Source organism: Xanthomonas sp. NCPPB 3174 (assembly GCF_056725205.1).
This window is the reverse complement of the sequence record NZ_CM161517.1, coordinates 4,852,003-4,872,526: the sequence shown is the minus strand read 5'-3', so window position 1 is coordinate 4,872,526 and position 20,524 is coordinate 4,852,003. Positions and strand designations below refer to the sequence as shown.

The window sequence follows — 20,524 nt, the reverse complement described above, 5'->3', positions numbered from 1 at the left end:
CGCGATGGTTTTGCCGCGGTGCGCGGCACGAGAGAGACGACGATGCACATGGACCGTACCGACGACCGCCGCCACCGCCTGCTCAAGCCGCTCAAGCGCGGCCTCGCCGCGCTGTTGTGCTGCACCGTCACCTGGACCTCGCTGCCGCTGTACGCGCAGGTGGCCCCGGTCGCCAATCCGGACGGACGCCAGCCCGGCCAGCAGGCCGCCGCCAACGGCGTGCCTGTGGTCGACATCGTTGCCCCCAACGCGCGCGGCGTCTCGCACAACCGCTATTCGCGCTTCGACGTCGGCAGCAACGGCCTGATCCTCAACAACAGCGCGCAGATCTCCAAGACCGAGCTGGGCGGCTACATCGCCGGCAACGACAACCTGAAGAACAGCGGTGCGGCCACGCTGATCCTCAACGAAGTCACCTCCACCACCAGCCGCCTGCAGGGCTATACCGAAATCGCCGGCGCCAAGGCGCAACTGGTGATCGCCAACCCCAACGGCATCGTCTGCGACGGCTGCGGCTTCCTCAACACCTCGCGCGTCACCCTGGCCACCGGCACCCCGCTGCTCGGCGCCGACGGCGCCTTGAACGGCTTCTCCATCACCGGCGGTGCGCTGAGTATCGGCAGCAACGGTCTGGACGCCTACAACGTCGACCGTCTGGACCTGCTGTCGCGGCAGTTGAGCGTGAACGGCGCGGTGTGGGCCAAGGACCTGCTGGCCAGCGCCGGTGCGCAGCGCATCGGTTACGACGGCATGCTGCTGGAGGTGCTGCCGGGCAGCGACGGCGCACCGCCGGCGATCGGCATCGATGTGGCGTACCTGGGCGGCATGTACGCCGACCGCATCCGCCTGATCGCCACCGAGGCCGGTGTGGGCGTGGTCAGCCGCGGCACCCTGTCCGCGCAGAGCGGCAGCCTGCAGATCGACAGCGCCGGCCAGCTCAGCCTGGCCGGCACCGCGGTGGCCCGCGACGACGTCGACCTGCGCGCGGCCGGCGCGCTGAGCCAGCAGGGCGTGCTCGGCTCGCAGCAGGCCGGCGTGCGCCTGCGCGCCACGCAACTGGCGCTGAGCGGCGACACCATCGCCCATGGCCTGCTCGACGCCGCCGCCAGCGGCGCGCTGGCGCACAGCGGGCGCAGCAGCGCCGGCGCCATCACCCTGTTCGGTTCGGAAATGGACGCCGGCGGCAGCCTCTACAGCGGCGGCGATCTGGCGCTGAGCGCCAGCGGCGAGTTGCGCAGCAGCGGCAGCGCCTACGCCGGCGGCGCGGCGCAACTGCAGGCTGGCGCGGCCTGGCTGCAGCGCAGCGGCACCGTGCAGAGCGCCGGCAGCCTGGCGGTGCAGGCGGCGCGGATCGAGGCCGCTGGCGTGCTCGACGCCGGTGCCGGCCTGAGCCTGCGCAGCGATGTCGACATGCGCCTGTCCGGCCTTGCCCAATCCTGGCAGGACGCCAGCGTGCAGGCCGGTGGACGCCTGGACACGCTCGGCCAGCTCAGCGCCGGCGGGCGCCTGGACCTGGGCGCGGCGGCGATCGGCAATGCGGCCGGGGCGGTGGTCTCGGCCGGTGGCGACATCGCGCTGGCGACGCCGGGCGCGCTCGACAACGCCGGCACTCTGTATGCCGGGCGCGACCTGCGCATCGACGCGGCCAGCGTCGGCAACTCCGGCGGCAGCTACGCCGGGCGCAACGCCACGCTCGCCAGCACTGCGGCGCTGAGCAACAGCGGCAGCCTGGTGGCCGGCGCGGCGCTGAGCGTGGACGCGGCGCAACTGCGCAGCAGCGGCGAACTCGGCAGCCAGGGTGGCGATGTCACCCTGCGCAGCCGCGGCGACCTGGCCCTGACCGGGCAGGTCGCGGCAAAGGGCGCGCTGACCGCGCAGGCCGGCGGCGCCTTGCTGCAATCGGGCACCCTGGGCGCAGGCAGCGCGCAACTGCAGGCGGCGGGCGACGCCACGCTGGACGGTGTGGTCCGCACCGATGGCGATCTGCAGTTGAGCGCCGATGGCCAGTTGCGCAGCAGCGCCACCCTGGCGGCCGGCGGCAACGCCACGCTGCATGCGCAGGGCGCGTTGCTGCAGAGCGGGCAGGTGCAGACCGGCGGCGCACTGGCGCTGGACGGCGCCAGCATCGCCCAGGCCGGGGTGCTCGATGCCGGCACGACCCTGGCGCTGCGCAGCGCCGGCGACCTGTCGCTGGCCGGCACCGTGCAATCGCGTGGCGACGTCGCGCTGAGCAGCGCCGGGGTGCTGCAGAACCAGGCCCAGGTCGTGGCCGGCGGCGCGCTCGCCGCCAGCGCCGGCGGTCTGAGCAACGCCGCCGGCGCCAGCCTGTCGGCCCTGGGCGATGCCAGCCTGAGCAGCGCGACCGTGCTGTCCAACGACGGCCACCTGTACGCCGGTGGCGCGCTCGGCCTGCGCGCCGGCAGCCTCGCGCAGACCGGGTCGGCCAATGCCGGCACGACGCTGACGCTGACCGTCGATGGCGCCGTCGCCAACCAGGGCGACCTGGTCGGTGGTGACGATGTGCAGATCGACGCCGGCAGCCTGGTCAGCAGCGGCCAGCTCGGCAGCCAGCGTGGCCAGGTCGTGCTGAACAGCCGCGGCGACGTGCAACTCGATGGCGTGGTCGTGGCCGCCGGCGCCTTGAACGCGCAGGCGTTGGGCGATCTGCAGCAGCGCGGCAGCCTGCGTGCGGCTGGCGTGCAGCTCGCCGCTGCGGGCGACCTGGGCGTGGCCGGCACCGTGCGGAGCACCGACGTCCTGCAACTGCAGGCGCAACGTGCGCTGCGCGTGGACGGCCAGGCCAGTGCGAGCGGCGCGGTCGGCGTCAACGCCGCCAGCGTCGCACTGGGCAGCGGCGCCATCCTGCAGAGCGCGACCGTCCTGCAGGTGGACACCGCCGCACTGGACAGCCAGGGCACGCTGGACGCAGGCACCGATCTGCGCCTGCACAGCACGGGCGACATGCACCTGGCCGGCCTCGCCCAGGCCGGGCGCGACGTCGCGGTGCTGGCCGACGGCACCCTCGACAACCAGGCCAAGGTGTTCGCCGGCCGCGCACTGCAGCTCACCGCCGCCAGTGCCAGCAACCAGGCGCAAGGCCAGTGGCTCGCGCAGACGACGCTCGACGCCAGCGTGCAGGGCACCTTCGACAACGCCGGTCTGGTACAGGCCGGCCAGGCCGCGACCTTGACCGTGGGCAGCCTGCAGCAGAGTGGCCGCACCTATGCCGGCGACACCTTGACCGTGCAGGCAGCCACCGCACTGACCAACAGCGGCGACCTGATCGGCAAGCACGATGTGGCGATCGTCGCCGGCAGCGTGGCCAGCAGCGGCCAGCTCGGCAGCCAGGATGGACAGCTCGGCGTCGTCAGCGCCGGCGATCTGCAAGTGACCGGCACCCAGATCGCCGGCGCCGCGCTGCGCCTGCAGGCGGCGGGCGATCTGCAGCACGCCGGCACCAGCAAGGCGCAGTCCGTGCAGCTGGAGGCGGGGCGCGATCTGAGCATGGCCGGCACGGTGCAAAGTGCATCGACCCTGCAGGCGCAGGCGCAACGCGCGCTGCAGCTGGACGGGCAGGCGCTGGCCGGCGGCAACGTACAGCTGCGCGGCGCCAGCGTCGGCACCGGCAGCGCCGCCGTGCTGCAGAGCACCGCGGCCATCGCCGTGGACGGCGGCAGCATCGACAGCCAGGGTGCGCTCGACGCCGGCACCGACCTGACCCTGCACAGCCAGGACGCGTTGCGCCTGGCCGGCATCGCCCAGGGCGGCAACGACGTGCGGCTGACCGCCGCCGGTGCGTTCGACAACAGCGCCCGCGTGGTGGCCGGGCGCGATCTGCAGGTGCAGGCGGGCAACGCGGTCAACCGCGCCGCCGGCACGCTCGCCGCCGGCCGTGGGCTGGATCTGCACGTCGATGGCTTGCTCGACAACGCCGGCCTGCTGCGCGGCGAGCAGACGCTGACGCTGCAGGCCGGCAGCGTGCAGCACAGCGGCACGCTGTCCACCGGCCAGGCGCTGACGCTGCGCAGCAGCGGCGCGATGGACAACCGCGGCAACGTGATCGCCGGTGGCGACCTGCTGGTGGACGTGGGCAGCCTCAGCAACAGCGGCCAGCTCGGCAGCCAGAACGGACAGGTCACGCTCACCAGCCAGGGCGACCTGCAATTGGGCGGCAGCGTGATCGCCGCGCAGGCACTGAACGCCACCGCGCTGGGCGACCTGCGCCTGGATGGCGTGGCCAAGGCGCGCGCGATCGCCCTGAGCGGGCGCGATGTCGGCGTCGCCGGTGGGTTGCAGAGCGCGACCAACGCCACGCTGCAGGCGCAACGCGCGCTGCGCATCGATGGCCAGGCCTTGACCATCAGCGATCTGCAGCTGCAAGGCGCCAGCGTCGCCACCGGCAACGCGGCGGTGCTGCAGAGCGCGGCCGGCGCCATCACCCTGCAAGGCGGCAGCCTCGACAGCCGCGGCACGCTCGACGCCGCCACCGATCTGGCCCTGCGCAGCGATGGCGCCCTGGCCGTGGCCGGCGTCGCCCAGGCCGGGCGCGACGTCGCGCTCGCCGCTGGCACCCAGCTGACCAATGCCGCGCAGGTGCTGGCCGGCCGCGACCTCAGCGTCGCCGCCGCCGGCATCGGCAATGCCCAAGGCGGCAGCCTCGCCGCGAAGGGCGCGCTGGCCCTGACCACCGCCGGCACCCTCGCCAACGCCGGCAGCTTGCAGTCCGGCCAGGCCATGACCCTGCAGGTCGGCGATCTGCAGCACAGCGGCCAGGCCTACGCCGGCGACACGCTGAGCCTGCGCGCCAGCGGCGCCATCGACAGCCAGGGCGAGTTGATCGCCAAGCGCGACCTGCAACTCGATGCCGCGCGCATCGCCAGCACCGGCCAGCTCGGCAGCCAGAGCGGCCAGGTGGCGCTGACCAGCCAGGGTGATCTGACATTGGGCGGCACTGTCGCCGCCGCCAGCGCACTCAGCGCGCAGGCGCAGGGCGATCTGCTGCAGACCGGCACGCTCAGCGCACAGGCGCTGGACCTGCGCGCAGGGCGCGACCTGTCGCTGGGCGGCCAACTCGCCACCACGCAGGGAGTGCAGGCACAGGCGCAGCGCGACCTGCAACTGGATGGCAGCGTCAGCGCCGGCCAGGGCGCCACCCTGCAGGCCGGCGGCACCCTGCGCAGCGGCAGCCAGAGCGTGCTGCACAGCGCCGGCGCGCTGCAATTGAACGGCGCGGCCATCGACAGCCAGGGCACCGTCGACGCCGGCACCACGCTGGCGATGACCAGCACGGGCGCTCTCGCCCTCGGCGGTCTGGTGCAGGCCGCATCGACCATCGACCTGCGCGCCACCGGCGCGCTCGACAACGCCGCCCAGGTGGTCGCCGGCAGCGACCTGAGCCTCACCGCCGCCAGTGCCACCAACAGCGGCAGCGGCCTGCTCGCCGCCCTGGGCAACGGCACCTTCACCGTGAGCGGTCTGCTCAACAACGCCGGCGCGCTGCGCGCGCGCCAGCGCCTGCAACTGGACGTCGGCTCGCTGCAGCAGACCGGACGCAGCTACGGCGTGCAGCGCCTGGCGCTGACTGCCAATGGCGCCGTCGACAACCGTGGCGACCTGATCGCCGGCAGCGCCCTGCGCGTGCAGGCGGCCAGCGTCGCCAGCAGCGGCCAGCTCGGCAGCGAGACCGGCGACGTGGCCCTGGTCAGCCAGGGCGATCTGACTCTCGGCGGCACCCTGGCCTCGGCCGGCGCCTTCAGCGCACAGGCCGGCGGTGCGCTGACCCAGAGCGGCGCCCTCAGCGCCGCGACCACGCTGCAACTGCAATCGCACGGCGACCTGACCGTGGCCGGTACCCTCAACGCCAACCAGGTCGTGCTCGGCAGCGACGCCGGCGTGCTGCAGCAAGGCACCGTCAGTGGCGCGGATATCGCGCTGCAGGGCCAGCGCATCGACAACGCCGGGCAGACGCTGTCCAGCGGCAATCTGCGCCTGAGCGGCGGCAACGTCGCCATCGGCGGCGTGGCCGCGGCGGGCGTGCGCAGCGACGGCAGCCTCGGCAACAGCGGCGCGTTGACCCTGCATGCCGACGGCACGCTCAGCGCCAGCGGCCGTCTGATCGCCGCCGGCACCCTCGCCGCCGATGCCGCGCAACTGTCGCTGGCCGGCAGCAGCGCCCGCGTCGGCGGCGACGTCGCCCTCACCGCCAGCGGCGACGTGGACCACCGCGGCGCCGATCTGCTCGCCGGCGGCCTGCTCGCCGTGCGCGCCGGTGGCGCGCTGGACAACAGCGCGCTCAACGGCGTCGGCGGCACGCTGCAGGCGGCGGGCCTGGACCTGGGCGCGGCGACGCTGCGCAACGGCAGCGGCAGCCTGGTGCAGAGCGGCAGCGGTATCACCCGCATCGCCGTCACCGGTGCGTTCGACAACGGCGGCGGCCGCCTGGTCAGCAACGGCAGTGACCTGCAACTGGGCGCGGCGTCGATCAACAACGCGCAAGGGCGCATCGAACACGCCGGTAGCGGCACGCTCACGGTCAGCAGCAGCGGCGCCCTCGGCAATGCCGGCGGTCGCATCCTGACCCAGGGCCAGCTGCAGCTCAGCACCGGCAACACGCTCGACAACCAGGGCGGCGCCATCGCCGCGGCCGGCGATGCCAGCGTCACCGCGGCCGGCCTGGGCAACATCGGCGGCAGCGTGTCCGCACGCGGCTTGAATGTGCAACTGGGCAGCGGCGCGCTCGACAACCGTCTCGGCGTGGTGCAGGCCACCGGCGGCAGCCTGGTGCTGCGCGCCGACAATCTCGAAAACCGCGGCGGCACGATGCAGGCGCTGAGCAGCGGCGGTGCGGGTGGCGACCTGCGCGTGGATCTGGCGCATACGTTGAACAACGACGCGGGCGTGATCGGCGCCAGCACCGATCTGACCGTGAACGCGGAGAACGCGAGCAACAGCGGCGGGACCTTGCAGGCCGGGCGCGACCTGGCGCTGACCGCGCGCGGCCAGCTCGACAACCACCAGAGCGGTCGCATCGGCGCCGCCCGCGACCTCAGCCTCGCCGTCACCGGCGCGTTGCTCAACAGCGGCGGCCAGCTCGACAGCGGCAACGCCATGACCCTGTCCGGCGGCCGCATCGACAACAGCCAGGGCAGCATCGTCAACAACGGCGGCGGCCTGACCCGGCTCACCACCGGCGGCGAGTTGCGCAACGTCGGCGGCAGCCTGGGCGGGCGCGGCAGCGTGGTGCTCGACGCCGCCAGCATCGCCAACGGCAGCGGGCAACTGGTGGCCGGCGGCGACCTGATCGCCAACACCAATGCGCTCGACAACCAGAGCGGCAGCGTCTACGCCGGCGCCAGCATGCTGTTGCAGCGGAGCGGCGCCACGCTGGACAACCGCAGCGGCAAGATCAAGGCCGAACAGGCGGTGCGCCTGAGCCTGCAGAGCCTGAGCAACAGCGGCGGCCAGATCGGCGCCGGCAGCAGCACCGGCGGCGCGGGCGACGTGGTCATCGACACCGCCGGCTTTGACGGCGGCGGCAGCATCCTCGGCCAGAACCTGCTCGACCTGACCATCCGCAGCGATTACACCCATCGCGCCGGTGCCGACATCACCAGCAACGGCGACTTCCGCCTGGCGGTGGGCGGCAACTTCGTCAACGCTTCGGCGCTGCAGGCCGGACGCAGCCTGGGCATCAATGCCAGCAGCATCAACAATGTGGCCGGCGCCAGCATGCGCTCGGGCAACCTGCAGTTGAACACCGGCGGCAGCGTCACCAATGCCGGCGACCTCTCCGCCAGCGGCAACCTGCAGGTCACTGCCGGGTCGGTGTCCAACACCGGCAGCTTGGTCGGCGGCAACGTGCTGGTGGACACCGGCACCCTGGTCAACGGCGCCGACCTGGGCGGGGCCACCGACAACGCCGCCTATGGCAGTGCGCTGATCGGCGCCACCAGCGGCATGACCCTGCTGGTGCGCGACCAGTTGGTCAACCGCGATGCGAAGATCTTCAGCCTCGGCAACATCGCCATCGGCGCCGCGCGCGACGGTAACGGCACCCTCACCGCGCGCACCGGCACGCTGGACAACGTCTCCGGCAGCATCGAAGCCGATGGCAGCATCCTGATTGCGGCCAATCAGATCAACAATCGGCGGCGGGTGCTCAATACCAAGACCGGCCCGCTGTCGGATGCGGACAAGGCCGCGGCCAATGCGGCGATGCCGAGCGAGTTGATCGAAGCGCGCAGCATCAAGATGCCGGCCAATACCTCGGCGCGTTTCCCGTACCAGGGCAAGCAGCCGGGCGTCTATCGCGAGTATTCGGTGGAGGAGCGCGAAAGTCTGCTCGCCGCCAGCGCCGAGAGTCGCATCGTGGCAGGCGGCAATATCGCCCTGTCCGGCAGCGTGACCAACAACGTGTCGACCATCGCCGCTGCAGGTGCGCTGATGGTCAATCAGCGCGGTGTCGGCGGCATGGCCGACGGCATGATCACGGGCGGCGAGTCCGTGGCGAACCAGGCGCTGGCGCTCAAGCAGGTGGTGAAGCAGTCGGACGTGGAGTACGTCGTCAAAGGCGTGGTCGACGACTGCGCGCAGACTTCCAACGGCAAGCGCATGGTGTGTTACTACGACACCGAAGAAAAGCCGATTTCCTCGACGACGGTCGACTCCAGCTACATCGCCCTCGCCGCCAACATGACCGGCGGACAGGGCGTTTCGATCAGTGGCGCCACCATCCGCAACGGCGCGGTCGGCAGCGACGGCCGCAGTATCGGCGGCGCGTCCTTCAACGCCACCCAGGGCGGGGCACTGAACCGGTACGGCACGATGAGCGCCGACGGCGCCGGCGGTATCGCCGTGCAGGCGCAGACCGCTGCGACGCCGACCAAGGCCAACGTGGGCAACCATATCGCCACCGCCAGCCTGGGTGCCATCCGCATCGACGACGGCCAGGCCACCCTGTCCAATGGCGGCAGTGCCACTGCGTCCCAGGTCCGGGCCAGCGGCGTGCAGGCCCAGCTCGGCGGCGCCGGCAGCGGCAGCCGCAGCCAGGTCCAGGCCGGCACCGCGCAGGCGGTGCTGACCGCCGGCAGCGTGCCCGGCCAGTACCAGCAGATCGACCCAGGTACCGGCCAGGTGCCGCAGGTGGTCGGCGGCGTCGGCGCGCCGCTGGGCAACATCGTGCTGCCGATGGGCGGGCTGTACCGCCTGGTCGGCAGCAACGGCGCCAGCGTCAACACGCTGGGTCGGGCTGCCAACGGCCTGGGCGGGGTCAAGGCCAACACCAGCGCGCCTGGCCGCCGCTACCTGATCGAGACCGATCCGCGTTTCGTCGACTACAACAACTTCATCAGCAGCGATTACCTGCTCGACAAGCTCGGCGTGGATCCGCAGTGGACCCAGACCCGCTTGGGCGATGGCTTCTACGAACAGCGTCTGGTGCTGGACCAGATCACCCAGCTCACCGGCCGCCGCTACCTGGGCAACTACGCCGACGGCGTGGCCCAGTACCGCGCCCTGCTCGATGGCGGCGTGGCCGAGGCCGGCACGCTGCACCTGAGCGTGGGCGTGGCGCTGACCGCCGACCAGGTCGCCGCGCTGACCCACGACATCGTGTGGATGGTCGAACAGGAGTATCAGGGCCAGAAGGTGCTGGTGCCGGTGGTGTACCTGTCGTCGAAGACCGCGCTGACCCTGCGCAGCGACGGCGCATTGCTGGCCAGCGACAACGGCGACGTCTCGCTCAACGCCACGGCCGGCCTGAGCAACACCGGCACCATCAGCGGCGCCAATGTCAGCGCCAACGTCGGCAACCTGCTCAACCAGGGCCGCATCGTGTCCAGCGGCACCGTGCAGTTGCAGGCCAATCAGGACCTGCTCAACCTCGGCGGCCAGATCGCCGGCCGCGACGTGCTGCTCAGTGCCGGTCGCGACCTCACCAGCACCACCCGCGACGCCGTCGCCGGTGGCGACCTGCGGTCGGGCATCACGGCCGGCAACAACCTGCTGCTGCAGGCCGGCCGCGACCTCGGCCTGACCGGCACCACAGTGCAGGCCGGCAACAGTGCCGCGCTGCTGGCGGGCAACAACCTGGTCCTGCAGCCGACCGCTCTGCGCAACGAGTCCGGCCTGATGCGCGGCGGCGATGCCACCAGCCTGACCGTCGGCAACAATCTGTCCCTGCAGGCCGGCAACGACCTGCAGCTGCACGGCGTGGCGATCGCCGCCGGCGGCGACGCCGCCCTGCAGGCCGGGCACGACCTGTCGCTGACCCCGGTCACCGACGCCAACGGCAAGGCCACGGTGCGCACCAGCATCGCCACCGGCGGCAGCCTGCAACTGGCCGCCGGCAACGACCTCACCATCCGCCAGGCCCAAGTGAAGGCCGATGGCAACCTGATCGCCGCGGCCGGGCACGATCTCAACGTGACCTCGGTACTGGAGGACAGCCGCACCGTCACCGACCAGACCCGCCAGGGCAAGACCAGGGTCGTCACGACCACCACGACCCAGGACATCGACCAGCAGGCGCTCACCGCCGGCGGCAACCTGGTGCTCAGCGCCGGCCACGACGTGAACCTGACCGCGGCCAACGTGTTCACCGACAAGGGCGCGCTGGCCGTGTCCGCCGGCAACGACGTCAACCTGCTCGCCGAGCAGGAGCAGCACGATGCCGTGCAGGACATGCAGAAGAAGAAAAAGGGCTTCCTGTCCAGCAAGACCACGACCACGCATGACGAGTGGCACGACAGCACCGCGGTGGCGACCACGCTCAGCGGCGACACCGTGCAGATCGCCGCGGGCCACGACCTGCTCTCACAAGGCGCGCAGGTCGCCGGCACCGGCAACGTGGTGGTGGCAGCCGGCAACGATCTGACGCTGGAGACGGCGCAGAACACGCATAGCGAGGAGCACGACAAGAAGGTCAAGAAGACCGGTCTGTACAGCGGCGGCGGCTTCAGCGTCACCCTGGGCGCGAGCAAGCAGACCAACACGCTCGACACCACCGAGGTAAGCCAGAGCGGTAGCCTGGTGGGCAGTACCGATGGGTCCGTTACCCTCACCGCCGGCAATGCCGTGGCGATCACCGGCAGCGACGTGCTGAGCAAGGCCGGCACCGCCATCGTCGGCAAGGACGTGACAATCGCCGCGGTCGAGAACCGTGTGGATACGGTGCAGACGTCCAAGCAGCAGAGTGCGGGGATCACCTTGGGCCTGACCGGCGCGGTGGTACAGGCGGCCGAAGCGGCATATGGCGCAACCAAGCGCGGCAGCGAAGTCGAGGATAGCCGACTGCAAGCGCTGTATGCGGCCAAGGCCGGTTACGCAGTGAAAGACAGCGTCGACGCGTACCAAGCCGCTACGGCACAAGGCGCACAGATGGGCGGAGTCAGCCTGCGCATCGGTATCGGTGCTAGCAGCGCGTCCAGCAAGACCGTCACCCACGAAGAAACGACTGGCGGCAGCCGCATTCTCAGCGACGGCAATGTGACCATCGCCGCCACGGGTGGCGACCTCGACGTAATCGGCAGCAAGATCGATGGTCAGAACGTTGCGCTGGCCGCGGCCAACAACCTTAGTTTGCTGAGCCAGCAGGAAACCAACACCGAAAAGTCGAGCAACAAGAACGCTGGCGGCGAAATCGGCGTGAGCGTTGGCACCACCACGGGCGTCTACCTGACCGCCTACGCCGGCAAGGGCAGTGCCAAGGGCAACAGCGAACTGCACACCGAAAGCGTGGTCACGGCCAAGGACACGCTGACCTTGGCCAGCGGCAACGACACCACGATCAAGGGTGCGCAGGCGATCGGCGACACCGTGCTGGCCAAGGTCGGCGGCGACCTGCTGATCCAGAGCGAGCAGGACACCAACGACTACAAGAGCAAGCAGCAGCAGGCCGGTGCCACCCTGGTATACGGCTTCAGCGGTAGCAGCGCCAGCTACAGCCAGCAGAAGACCGACAGCAGCTACACCAGCGTCAAGGAGCAGAGCGGCATCCAGGCAGGCAACGGTGGCTTCGACGTGACCGTTGGCGGCAATACCCACCTGATTGGCGGCGCTATCGCCAGCACGGCCGATGCAGCGTTGAACCGCCTATCCACCGACAGCCTGACGGTGGAGGATTTGCAGAACAAGGCCGAGTACAAGGCAGGCGGTTTTGGCGCCGGTACGGGGGACTGGGCGTCCGCGGCGGCCGGTGCCGCCTTGAGTCTGGCGGGTAATCAGACAGGAAGTAGTGGCAGTACGACCAAGAGCGATATTGCCGCGGGCAGTGTCGAGGTGCGCAATGGCGACACAACCGCTCTGGCCAGTTTGGATCGAAGCGCTACGGAACTGCAGCAGAGCGGGCTGAAGCAGATATTCGACGAGAAGAAGGTTGCGGAACAGCAGGAGCTTGCCCAAGTCGCCGGTGAGGTGGCGTTTAGGTCGGCTAAGGAGCTGATTTACTACAAGAGGGAGCAAGCGGCTGCAGAAGCAGAACAAGCTATGGCAGATCTGGAAGCGGCCAAGGGCGATCCGGATGCGACGGCAGCCGCGAAGGCACGGTTGAACGCAGCCAACGACCAGCTTGCGAAGTGGAACGACGCGGGAGCGGCAAAGCAGATCACGCAAGTGACGGCGGGCGCATTGGCTGCTGCAGTCTCGGGCGGCAACGTTCTGAGCGCGGCCGGTGGCGTGTTGATGAACGAGACGTTGTTGCCGAAGTTCGCTGACGCACTGCAGAAGGGCGGGATACAGCCGGGAAGCGGTGCCGAGGCCACATTGATGAGTGGCCTCGGAGCCCTGCTCGGCGCCGCAGGCGGTCTCTTGGGCGGCGATGCGCAGGCAGGCGCAGCCTCGGGTAATGCCGTCCAGACCTATGGCTACTACGACTATCGCGAAGGACGTTCGCAGCGACAGGCGATGGCTGCCGAGGCGCTGAAAAATGTCGGGATTACCGATCCCAATGAAGTTGCCGGTGTCAATGCACTTCTCGACAACTGCGTAAAGCTTGGCTGCGATCCGGACAAGCTGGTGCTGTTGCTCAAATCGCCGGATGCAGCGTCAACGCTGCGAGAGCTCGCGCAACCTGAAAGCATTGCCTTCCAGCGCTACGGCAAGGGATTCAATGAGCTGGACGAACAGCAGCGCAAAGATGTTATTAACCACATTCCGACGGGGGAGGTCGACGTTGGTTCGATTGGGACTGTCGCCGTTGGGGCCGTGGGAAGTACTCATGCGGATAGCGCAGCTTCTTCAGACAGTGAGGTATTTGAAAGCTCTCAGGGAACAGCGGGCTCGCCGCAATCTCAGGATGAAAATTTCAGACTGAAGGGAGCAACGGTTGTCTCCAACCTTGCCATCGCAGGTGGAAAGAAGGTAGAGCAGTTTAAAAATTGGCTGGGCGAAGACAATGCAGAGACTGCCGCGCTGGTCTTGATGGCAGCGGCGGGTGGCCCGGTGAAGACCTTGGGCAGCACACTGTGGGCGGCAACGCCGATGGCGGGGTATCTCCAGGAAAAGAAAGAGCAGTATCTGGTCAATCCGCTGACGCCTTTGATCGGCGCCAACGCATTTGGCGCTGAGACCGATAGCGATCAGCAAGCGGTACGTCCTGCGAGTCATGCAACTAGCTCAATGCTCGTGGATACATTGCTATCTTCGATTGGTGCACTGGGCACCAAAGCTGGTGCGATCGGCATTATTAGAAGTAGCGATGGGTTTTCAGGTGCGGTAAAAAGTGCCGAGAACGCCTTGGAAGAGGGATCTTCCGACCTAACAAAGACGCTAATTATTCCTAAGGAGAAAGCTGAATTTTTAGATAGCTATAAAGCGCAAGCCGATGCTGGCACCCTCGTACGAGTGAACCCTGCAGATGTGAGAAAAGGAAACTTTAGAAAAGCCTTAACAGATGAAGTTGGTCCTCCGCCTGGGCCGGGTTATCATGCAGATCACAGAGTCGAGCTATGTGTAGGTGGCGCAAATTGCGCTAAAACCAATGGCAACTGGTTGGAAAGTGGCAGGAACACGGCCGCGGGTTCAAAAATCGGTAGGCAAGTTAAGGATGATCCTATTGGAACAAAATACACTGACGTTAAACTGGAGGACGACCATTGAATAGCTACGAGATAGAGAAATATTTTGATCGGCTGCCTGGAAGTGGCGCTGGTTTTTGTTTCAATGGACTACTTAGATATTTCCGTGAAGTTGATAAAAATTGGACTTCAACTTGGTCTTCTTTCAGTGGCCTAAATTTTGATTGGTCGGAAGCAATTGCTTATGACGCATTTGGGACTGTCTACGCAGTTGATGATTCTGGTCAAGTCTATGTTTTTAGTTTGGATTCAGGCGACAAGTCTTCTTTGGAAATCGATATTGATAGTTTTTTTGGTGCCATCGAATCTGATCCGATATCAACAGTTAGATACAACGTGTATGAAGAGGCTATGCTGCGGCTGGGTAGAATAAATGATTTTGAAAATTATGCGTTGAAAGTAGAAGAGGCTTTAGGTGGCGAATTTTGTGTCGATAACATGTACGTCTGTGAAAGAGTAAAGCATGCATCAATTTTGGGAGGAATAGCTCGTCAAATCAGAAATTTGCCTGTAGGAACGCGGTTAATTCTAGGTAATTAAATTTTCCAATCGTTTGTCGAATGATATGGACTGGGGTTAATTTTATAAATCATTATTATAGTTGCTGTTCTAGCGTTATTTACTTGCGAGCAATGGTATCCTCGGCAGCCACTATTTGATCGAGACCGATCCGCGCTTCGTCGACTACAATAATTTCATCAGTAGCGACTACCTGCTGGACAAGCTCGGCGTGGATCCGCAGTGGACCCAGACCCGCATGGGCGCTACGGGCCGGCCGCGACCTCAGCCTGACCGGCACCACCGTGCAGGCCGGGCACGACCTGCCGCTGACCCCGGTCACCGACACCAACGGCAAGGCCACGGTGCGCACCAGCATCGTCACCGGCGGCAGCCTGCAACTGGCCGCCGGCAACGACCTCACCATCCGCCAGGCGCAGGTCAAGGCCGATGGCAACCTGATCGCCGCGGCCGGGCACGATCTCAATGTCACGTCGGTGCTGGGCGACAGCCGCACCGTCACAGAGGCGACCCGCCAGGGCAAGACCAAGGTCGTCACCACCACGACCACCCAGGACATCGACCAGCAGGCCCTCACCGCCGGCGGCAACCTGGTGCTCAGCGCCGGCCACGACGTCAACCTGACCGCCGCCAAGCTCGATGCTGGCAACGGTCTCGCGGTGGTCGCCGGTAATGACCTCAACAGCACCACGCTGACCACGGTCGACAGCAGCACCACCCAGGAGACGCGCAAGCGCTTCAAGCAGACCACCAGCACCCGCGACGAGACTGTCCACGGCAGCGAGTTCACCGCCGGCGGCGACATCGCCCTGCAGTCCGGCCACGACGTGAACCTGACCGCGGCCAACGTGTTCACCGACAAGGGTGCGCTGGCGGTGTCCGCCGGCAACGACGTCAACCTGCTCGCCGAGCAGGAGCAGCACGACGCCGTGCAGGACATGCAGAAGAAGAAAAAGGGCTTCCTGTCCAGCAAGACCACCACCACGCATGACGAGTGGCACGACAGCCTGGCCGTCGGCACCTCGCTGGACGCAGGCAGCGTGCAGATCAAGGCAGGCAACGACATCGCCGTGGTCGGCTCGACCGTGCTGGCCCAGCAGGACGCGCGCCTGGTGGCCGGCAACGATGTGGCCATCGTCTCGGTGCAGGATCAGAGCAGCGAGGCGCACAGCAGCGCCCAGAAGAAGTCCGGCTTCAGCGCCAGCTTCTCCGGCGGCGTGGCCAGCCTCGGCTACGGCAAGTCGCGCAGCAGCAGCGACAGCAGCACCGAGAGCACCACCCAGGTGGCCTCGGCAGTCGGTGCCAAGAACGGGAATCTGCTGATCAGTGCCGGCGATCAACTGACCATCGGTGCTTCCGACGTGGCCGCAGGCAAGGACCTGACCCTGGCGGCCAAGGACATCGCGCTGCTCGCGGCCCAGGACACGGTGGACAACCAGTCCAACCAGTCGAGCAAGTCCAGCGGCTTCTCCATCGGCGTGACCTACGACCCTGCCGCGGCGTATCGCAGCGCACGCGATTCGGCGACCAGCAACATGCCCGACAGCGGCTCGACCATGGGCAAACTCAGCCGGCGCGCCGAGGGCGATACGGCCGGCACCGCGGCCGCGCTCACGCCGGTGGTGATCCAGGCCGGATCGCACGGTTCCACTGCCGGTCAGAACGACAGCACCAACACTGCGCGGGTGAGCCAAGTCAGCGCCGGCGGCAACCTGACCCTGCTCGCCAGCGACGGCTCGATCACCAGCCAGGGCACGCAACTGTCGGCCGAGGGCAACGCGCTGTTGCTGGCGAGCCAGAACATCGACCTGGGCGTGGCGCATACCACCGAGTCCAGCGGCAACGACAGCCGCGGCAAGGGCTGGAGCTTCAACAACGCGGCGGGCCTGCCGTTCGGCAACTACAACCAGAAGGGCAACGGCAACGGCCAGACCGACACCATCACCGGCACGCAACTGTCGGTGGGCGGCAACGCCAACCTGAGCACGACCAAGGGCGACATCACCCTGACCGCCAGCAATATCGCGGCAACGGGCGATGTGACCATGCACGCCGCCGGCGACCTGACCATCCAGAGCGGGCAGGACACCGCCGGCAACGCCAACGTCTCGGACAACAAGGCGATCGGCACGGTGGTCATCTCCGACACCGAGCGCTTCTCCGGTTATCACACCGAGAAGCACCGCGACGACAACGCCACGGTGACGCAGGTGGCCAGCAGCGTCGGCAGCCTGGGCGGCAACGTCAACCTGAGTGCGGGTGGCACCTATACGCAGAGCGCCAGCAACGTGGTCGCGGCCAAGGATGTGGACGTGACTGCCGCGTCGATCCAGTTGCTCACGGCCAACGACAGCCACGCCGCGTCCTCGCAGGACGACACGCTCAAGATCGGTGCGTTCGCGCGGGTGAAATCGCCACTGATCGACCTGATCAACAACGTCGATGCGGCGCGCAACTCCGACGGCAGGCTGTCGGCGATGCAGGGCATGGCGGCAGTGGCCAACGGCTATCAGACCGCCAGTGCGATCAGCAGCATCGCGCAAAACGGTGGCAGCGGCGCGCTGGTCAGCGTGGAAGCGGGCGTGGGCTATGCCACCAGCACGGAGAAGTACAAGGCCGGCAGCCAGACCGCGCAAGGTTCGACCATCAGCGGCGGCGGCAACGTCAGTCTGACCAGCACCAGCGGCGACCTGCACGTGGTGCAGGGCAACCTCAAGGCCGGCGACACCCTGAGCCTGGACGCGGCACGCGACCTGGTACTGGAAGCAGGCAAGTCCTCGGGTTCGGAACAGAGCAAGGGCAGCAACGCCGGATTGGAAGTGGGCGTGGGCGCCTCGGTCGGCGCGCAGACCGGCGTCTATGCCTATGCGCAGGCCAGCGTCGGCAGCCATTCCTCCACCGCCGACAGCGCCACGTGGAAGAACACGGAGCTGGCCGCGCAGAACATCGCCCTGACCTCGAAGGGCGACACGACACTGCGCGGCGCAGTAGCCAAGGCCGACCGCATCGATGTGCAGACCGGTGGCGACCTGACCATCGAGTCGCTACAGGACACCTCGAACATCCAGTCCAAGGAGAGTGGCTATGGCGGCCGCATCCAGGTGTCCTTCGGCACCGCCTGGGACGCCAGCGGCTACGCCAGCACGGCCAAGGCCAACGGCAACTCCTCTGGGTGACCGAACAGTCGGGCCTGTTCGCCGGCAAGGGCGGCTACCACGTCGACGCGGGCAACGTGAACCTGATCGGCGGCGCCATCGCCAGCACCAATGCGGACAACAGCGACCTGACCGCCACCTCGCTGACCTTCAGCGACCTGCAGAACCGGATGGGCTACTCGGCCAGCTCCGGCAGCCTCGCGGGCGGTTTCGGCTACAGCGGCACGCCGGCCACCGATGCCAATGGCAACCCGGTGGCAGTGAGCGCGGGCGACCAAGCCAAGAACATCGGCAGCAACATCGCCAATGGGAACTATGGCGTAGCCAACAGCGGCGGGCTGGGCGGCGGACTGCCGATGTCCCAGAGCGGCAACGACAGCACGACCACTCGCGCCACGTTGACCGAAGGCAACATCACGATCGGCGGCAAGCGCACCACGGCAGCGGAGACTGGCATCAACGCCGATGCCAGCAAGGCGAACGAGGCGTTGGCGACGTTGCCGGACGTGCGCAAGGTACTGGCCGAGCAGCAGGCGATGGGTGCGGCCGCCGGGACCGTGCTGGAGACCGGTCGGCAGGTGGCAGGTGATATCGCCGCCAATGCGGCGAAGAAGACTGCCGAGGCGCGCGATGCCTACCTGAAAGGCCTCAATAGCGATGAGCAAGAGGCATTCGCAAAGCTGGATCCGACGGCGCAGCAGAACGTGCTGCTTAGCCAGAGCACGGCTTACAGCGACGCTTACGCCAAAGAAAAGCAATGGGGCACTGGTGGCGAATACAACCGTGCCCTGCAGGCAGTGACCACTGCACTGGTCGGTGGCGTGTCCGGTCAGAGCGGCACGCAGGTGGCGAGCAACGCGCTGGCACCGTATGCGGCGCAACTGATCGGGCAGACCTTCGACGCCAACCATGGCAGCGATCCGAACAAGTCGCTGCAGTTGCTGTCGCACGCGCTGCTGGGTGCGGTGTTGGCCGAGGCGAATGGAAGTTCCGCCGTAAGCGGTGCACTTACTGGAGCGGGTGGCGAAGCTGCGGCGCAGTACCTGACCAAGACGCTCTACGGCGCCGACACCAAGCCGAGCGATCTGTCCGAGCAGGACAAGCAGACGATCCTGGCGTTGTCGCAAGCGGTCGGTGCGTTGGTCGGCGGGATGACGGGCGGCAGCGTGAGCGATGCGGCGGTGGGAAGCACAGTTGCGCGGAATGCAGTGGAAAACAACTGGTTGAAGGAGAACGAGAACGAACTGAAAAAGGTTGCGCAGGCGGAATGCGCCGCCGCGAACAAGCGGTCTTGTGAGATCGTCAATGCCATCAACGAGCTAGATAAAGCACGCGATGCCGACTACGCGATCAACGTGGATTTGGCCAACGCATTGATGGATGAGGAAGGAGGAAAACACACGCTGCAGCGGTTCGACCAACTGATGGCGGACTACTGGGCGGCAAACGGTGTAGATCCAGAGGATGCCATTTTCGCTAGCACGGTGTCCCGTACATTCCCCACGAACGGGCAGAAGCTCTACAACGCACTCGATAAAATTCCGGGTGGCGTGCCTGGCATGGGCATATTTGGGATGATGCTTCCAGGGATTCTGGATCAAACCGGAACCACCGTCGCCGCATGGACAGATCTTTATAAGCCTGGTCAGGCAACTAACTACTTCACTGGTGCATCGGTATCGGGCACGTCTGCATTCGATGAGCGATTCCTCGGTGCTGCCACTGTCGCCGAGATCCTTCTGACATCGGGCGCAAGCACTGCCGGACGAACGGGGCTTAGAGAGGTTGCCGAAGCAGCCGGTAGTACTGAAGAAAAATCGGCTCTTCGTTCTCTTGATGGCGTTAATGAGTCGACCGTCGCGGCTGATGTATCGACTGGCAACGCGATTGATGTTTCTGCGGGATGGACTAAAAATCCATTGCTTGAAGATAGTATTTCCAGAAATGGTGAGCGCATCGTGTTAAACCAAGGTAGAGTGCCAACCTGCGGACATAATTCTTGTGGAATGGTGCTTGACACACTTGGAAAGCCGGTTGATGTAGCTAATCTTATTGAAAAGATTCCACCGTCAAGAAACGGAATTTCAAATCATGATGTTGCTGATTTACTTAAATCCGGTGGTGTGAACGCCAGCGTGTATGGAAGGAGAAACGTTTCTGACTTGGCGCGTTATACTCAGGGCGGAACTCCAGTGATTGTAAGGGTGATAGACGAAACACCGGGCGCAAATTTCTCTCATTTTGTTGTCGTAGATGGAGTTACGCAAAGAAACGGTGTAGAAGTTGTGGCTATTCGTGATCCGCACGGAAAGCAATACTTTAGTCCTGTTGCCACTTTTAAAGAGCATTTTTCAGGTGATGTTATTGTTCCAAGGAGTGCATTTAAATGAATTTAGCAATTTCCTTTCCAAAAAATATGATTAGTGAAATGTTGCTTGAAAAGCAAAAAATACCATGCATTTGTAAAATTTCAAATAAATTTGAAATTTTATTTTCTGACACCGTTCCAGATGTAACTGGCATTGTTATTGATTGGGATCGAAAAGAGCTTGAGCGAAGAGCTGTTGCTGGAGCCGGAGGTGAATATACTCATTTTGCTAATAGTCTCGTAACACTAAAAAAAGTCGGGCATGATACCTATGAAATTATATATTTAAGTATGTTTTATGCCCGTTTTGGTTGGTGTGATGTGTTTGTTGACGGAAAATACACGCCTCCTGGTAATTTCTGGGATGAAGAATGAGGTGGATTAATTGCATTTAGCATGGCTATAAGATT

General features: G+C 66.1%; 4 protein-coding genes and 2 pseudogenes. All 6 read left to right on the top strand.

The window, feature by feature from the left end; translation table 11 throughout:
* Nucleotides 1–48 precede the first annotated feature (48 nt).
* Nucleotides 49–14,094, top strand: coding sequence for a hemagglutinin repeat-containing protein (locus AC1PK7_RS20935; protein WP_481099389.1), 14,046 nt, complete (start codon nt 49–51; stop codon nt 14,092–14,094).
* Complete coding sequence (locus tag AC1PK7_RS20930) at nt 14,091–14,612, top strand: hypothetical protein (RefSeq protein ID WP_481099388.1); 522 nt, start codon at nt 14,091–14,093, stop codon at nt 14,610–14,612. The genes AC1PK7_RS20935 and AC1PK7_RS20930 overlap by 4 nt, the downstream gene beginning before the upstream one ends.
* 88 nt (nt 14,613–14,700) lie before the next feature.
* Nucleotides 14,701–14,835 (top strand): annotated as a pseudogene (locus tag AC1PK7_RS20925) (S-layer family protein); the annotation flags it as partial.
* A 7-nt stretch (nt 14,836–14,842) separates the two neighbouring features.
* Nucleotides 14,843–18,987, top strand: a pseudogene (locus AC1PK7_RS20920) (hemagglutinin repeat-containing protein); the annotation flags it as partial.
* Nucleotides 18,988–19,122: 135 nt separating this feature from the next.
* The gene (locus tag AC1PK7_RS20915; RefSeq protein WP_481100952.1) at nt 19,123–20,136 is read left to right on the top strand and encodes a cysteine peptidase family C39 domain-containing protein; all 1,014 of its coding nucleotides are present in this window, start codon (nt 19,123–19,125) and stop codon (nt 20,134–20,136) included.
* Nucleotides 20,133–20,489, top strand: a complete 357-nt coding sequence (locus tag AC1PK7_RS20910; RefSeq protein WP_481099387.1) for a hypothetical protein — start codon at nt 20,133–20,135, stop codon at nt 20,487–20,489. Before AC1PK7_RS20915 ends, AC1PK7_RS20910 begins: the two co-directional genes overlap by 4 nt.
* Nucleotides 20,490–20,524: the final 35 nt, after the last annotated feature.

Bases quoted from the DNA above. Each gene is read 5' to 3' on its own strand.
- AC1PK7_RS20915 (WP_481100952.1), top strand. From the start codon at position 19,123: ATGGATGAGGAAGGAGGAAAACACACGCTGCAGCGGTTCGACCAACTG.
- AC1PK7_RS20935 (WP_481099389.1), top strand. From the start codon at position 49: ATGGACCGTACCGACGACCGCCGCCACCGCCTGCTCAAGCCGCTCAAG.
- AC1PK7_RS20910 (WP_481099387.1), top strand. From the start codon at position 20,133: ATGAATTTAGCAATTTCCTTTCCAAAAAATATGATTAGTGAAATGTTG.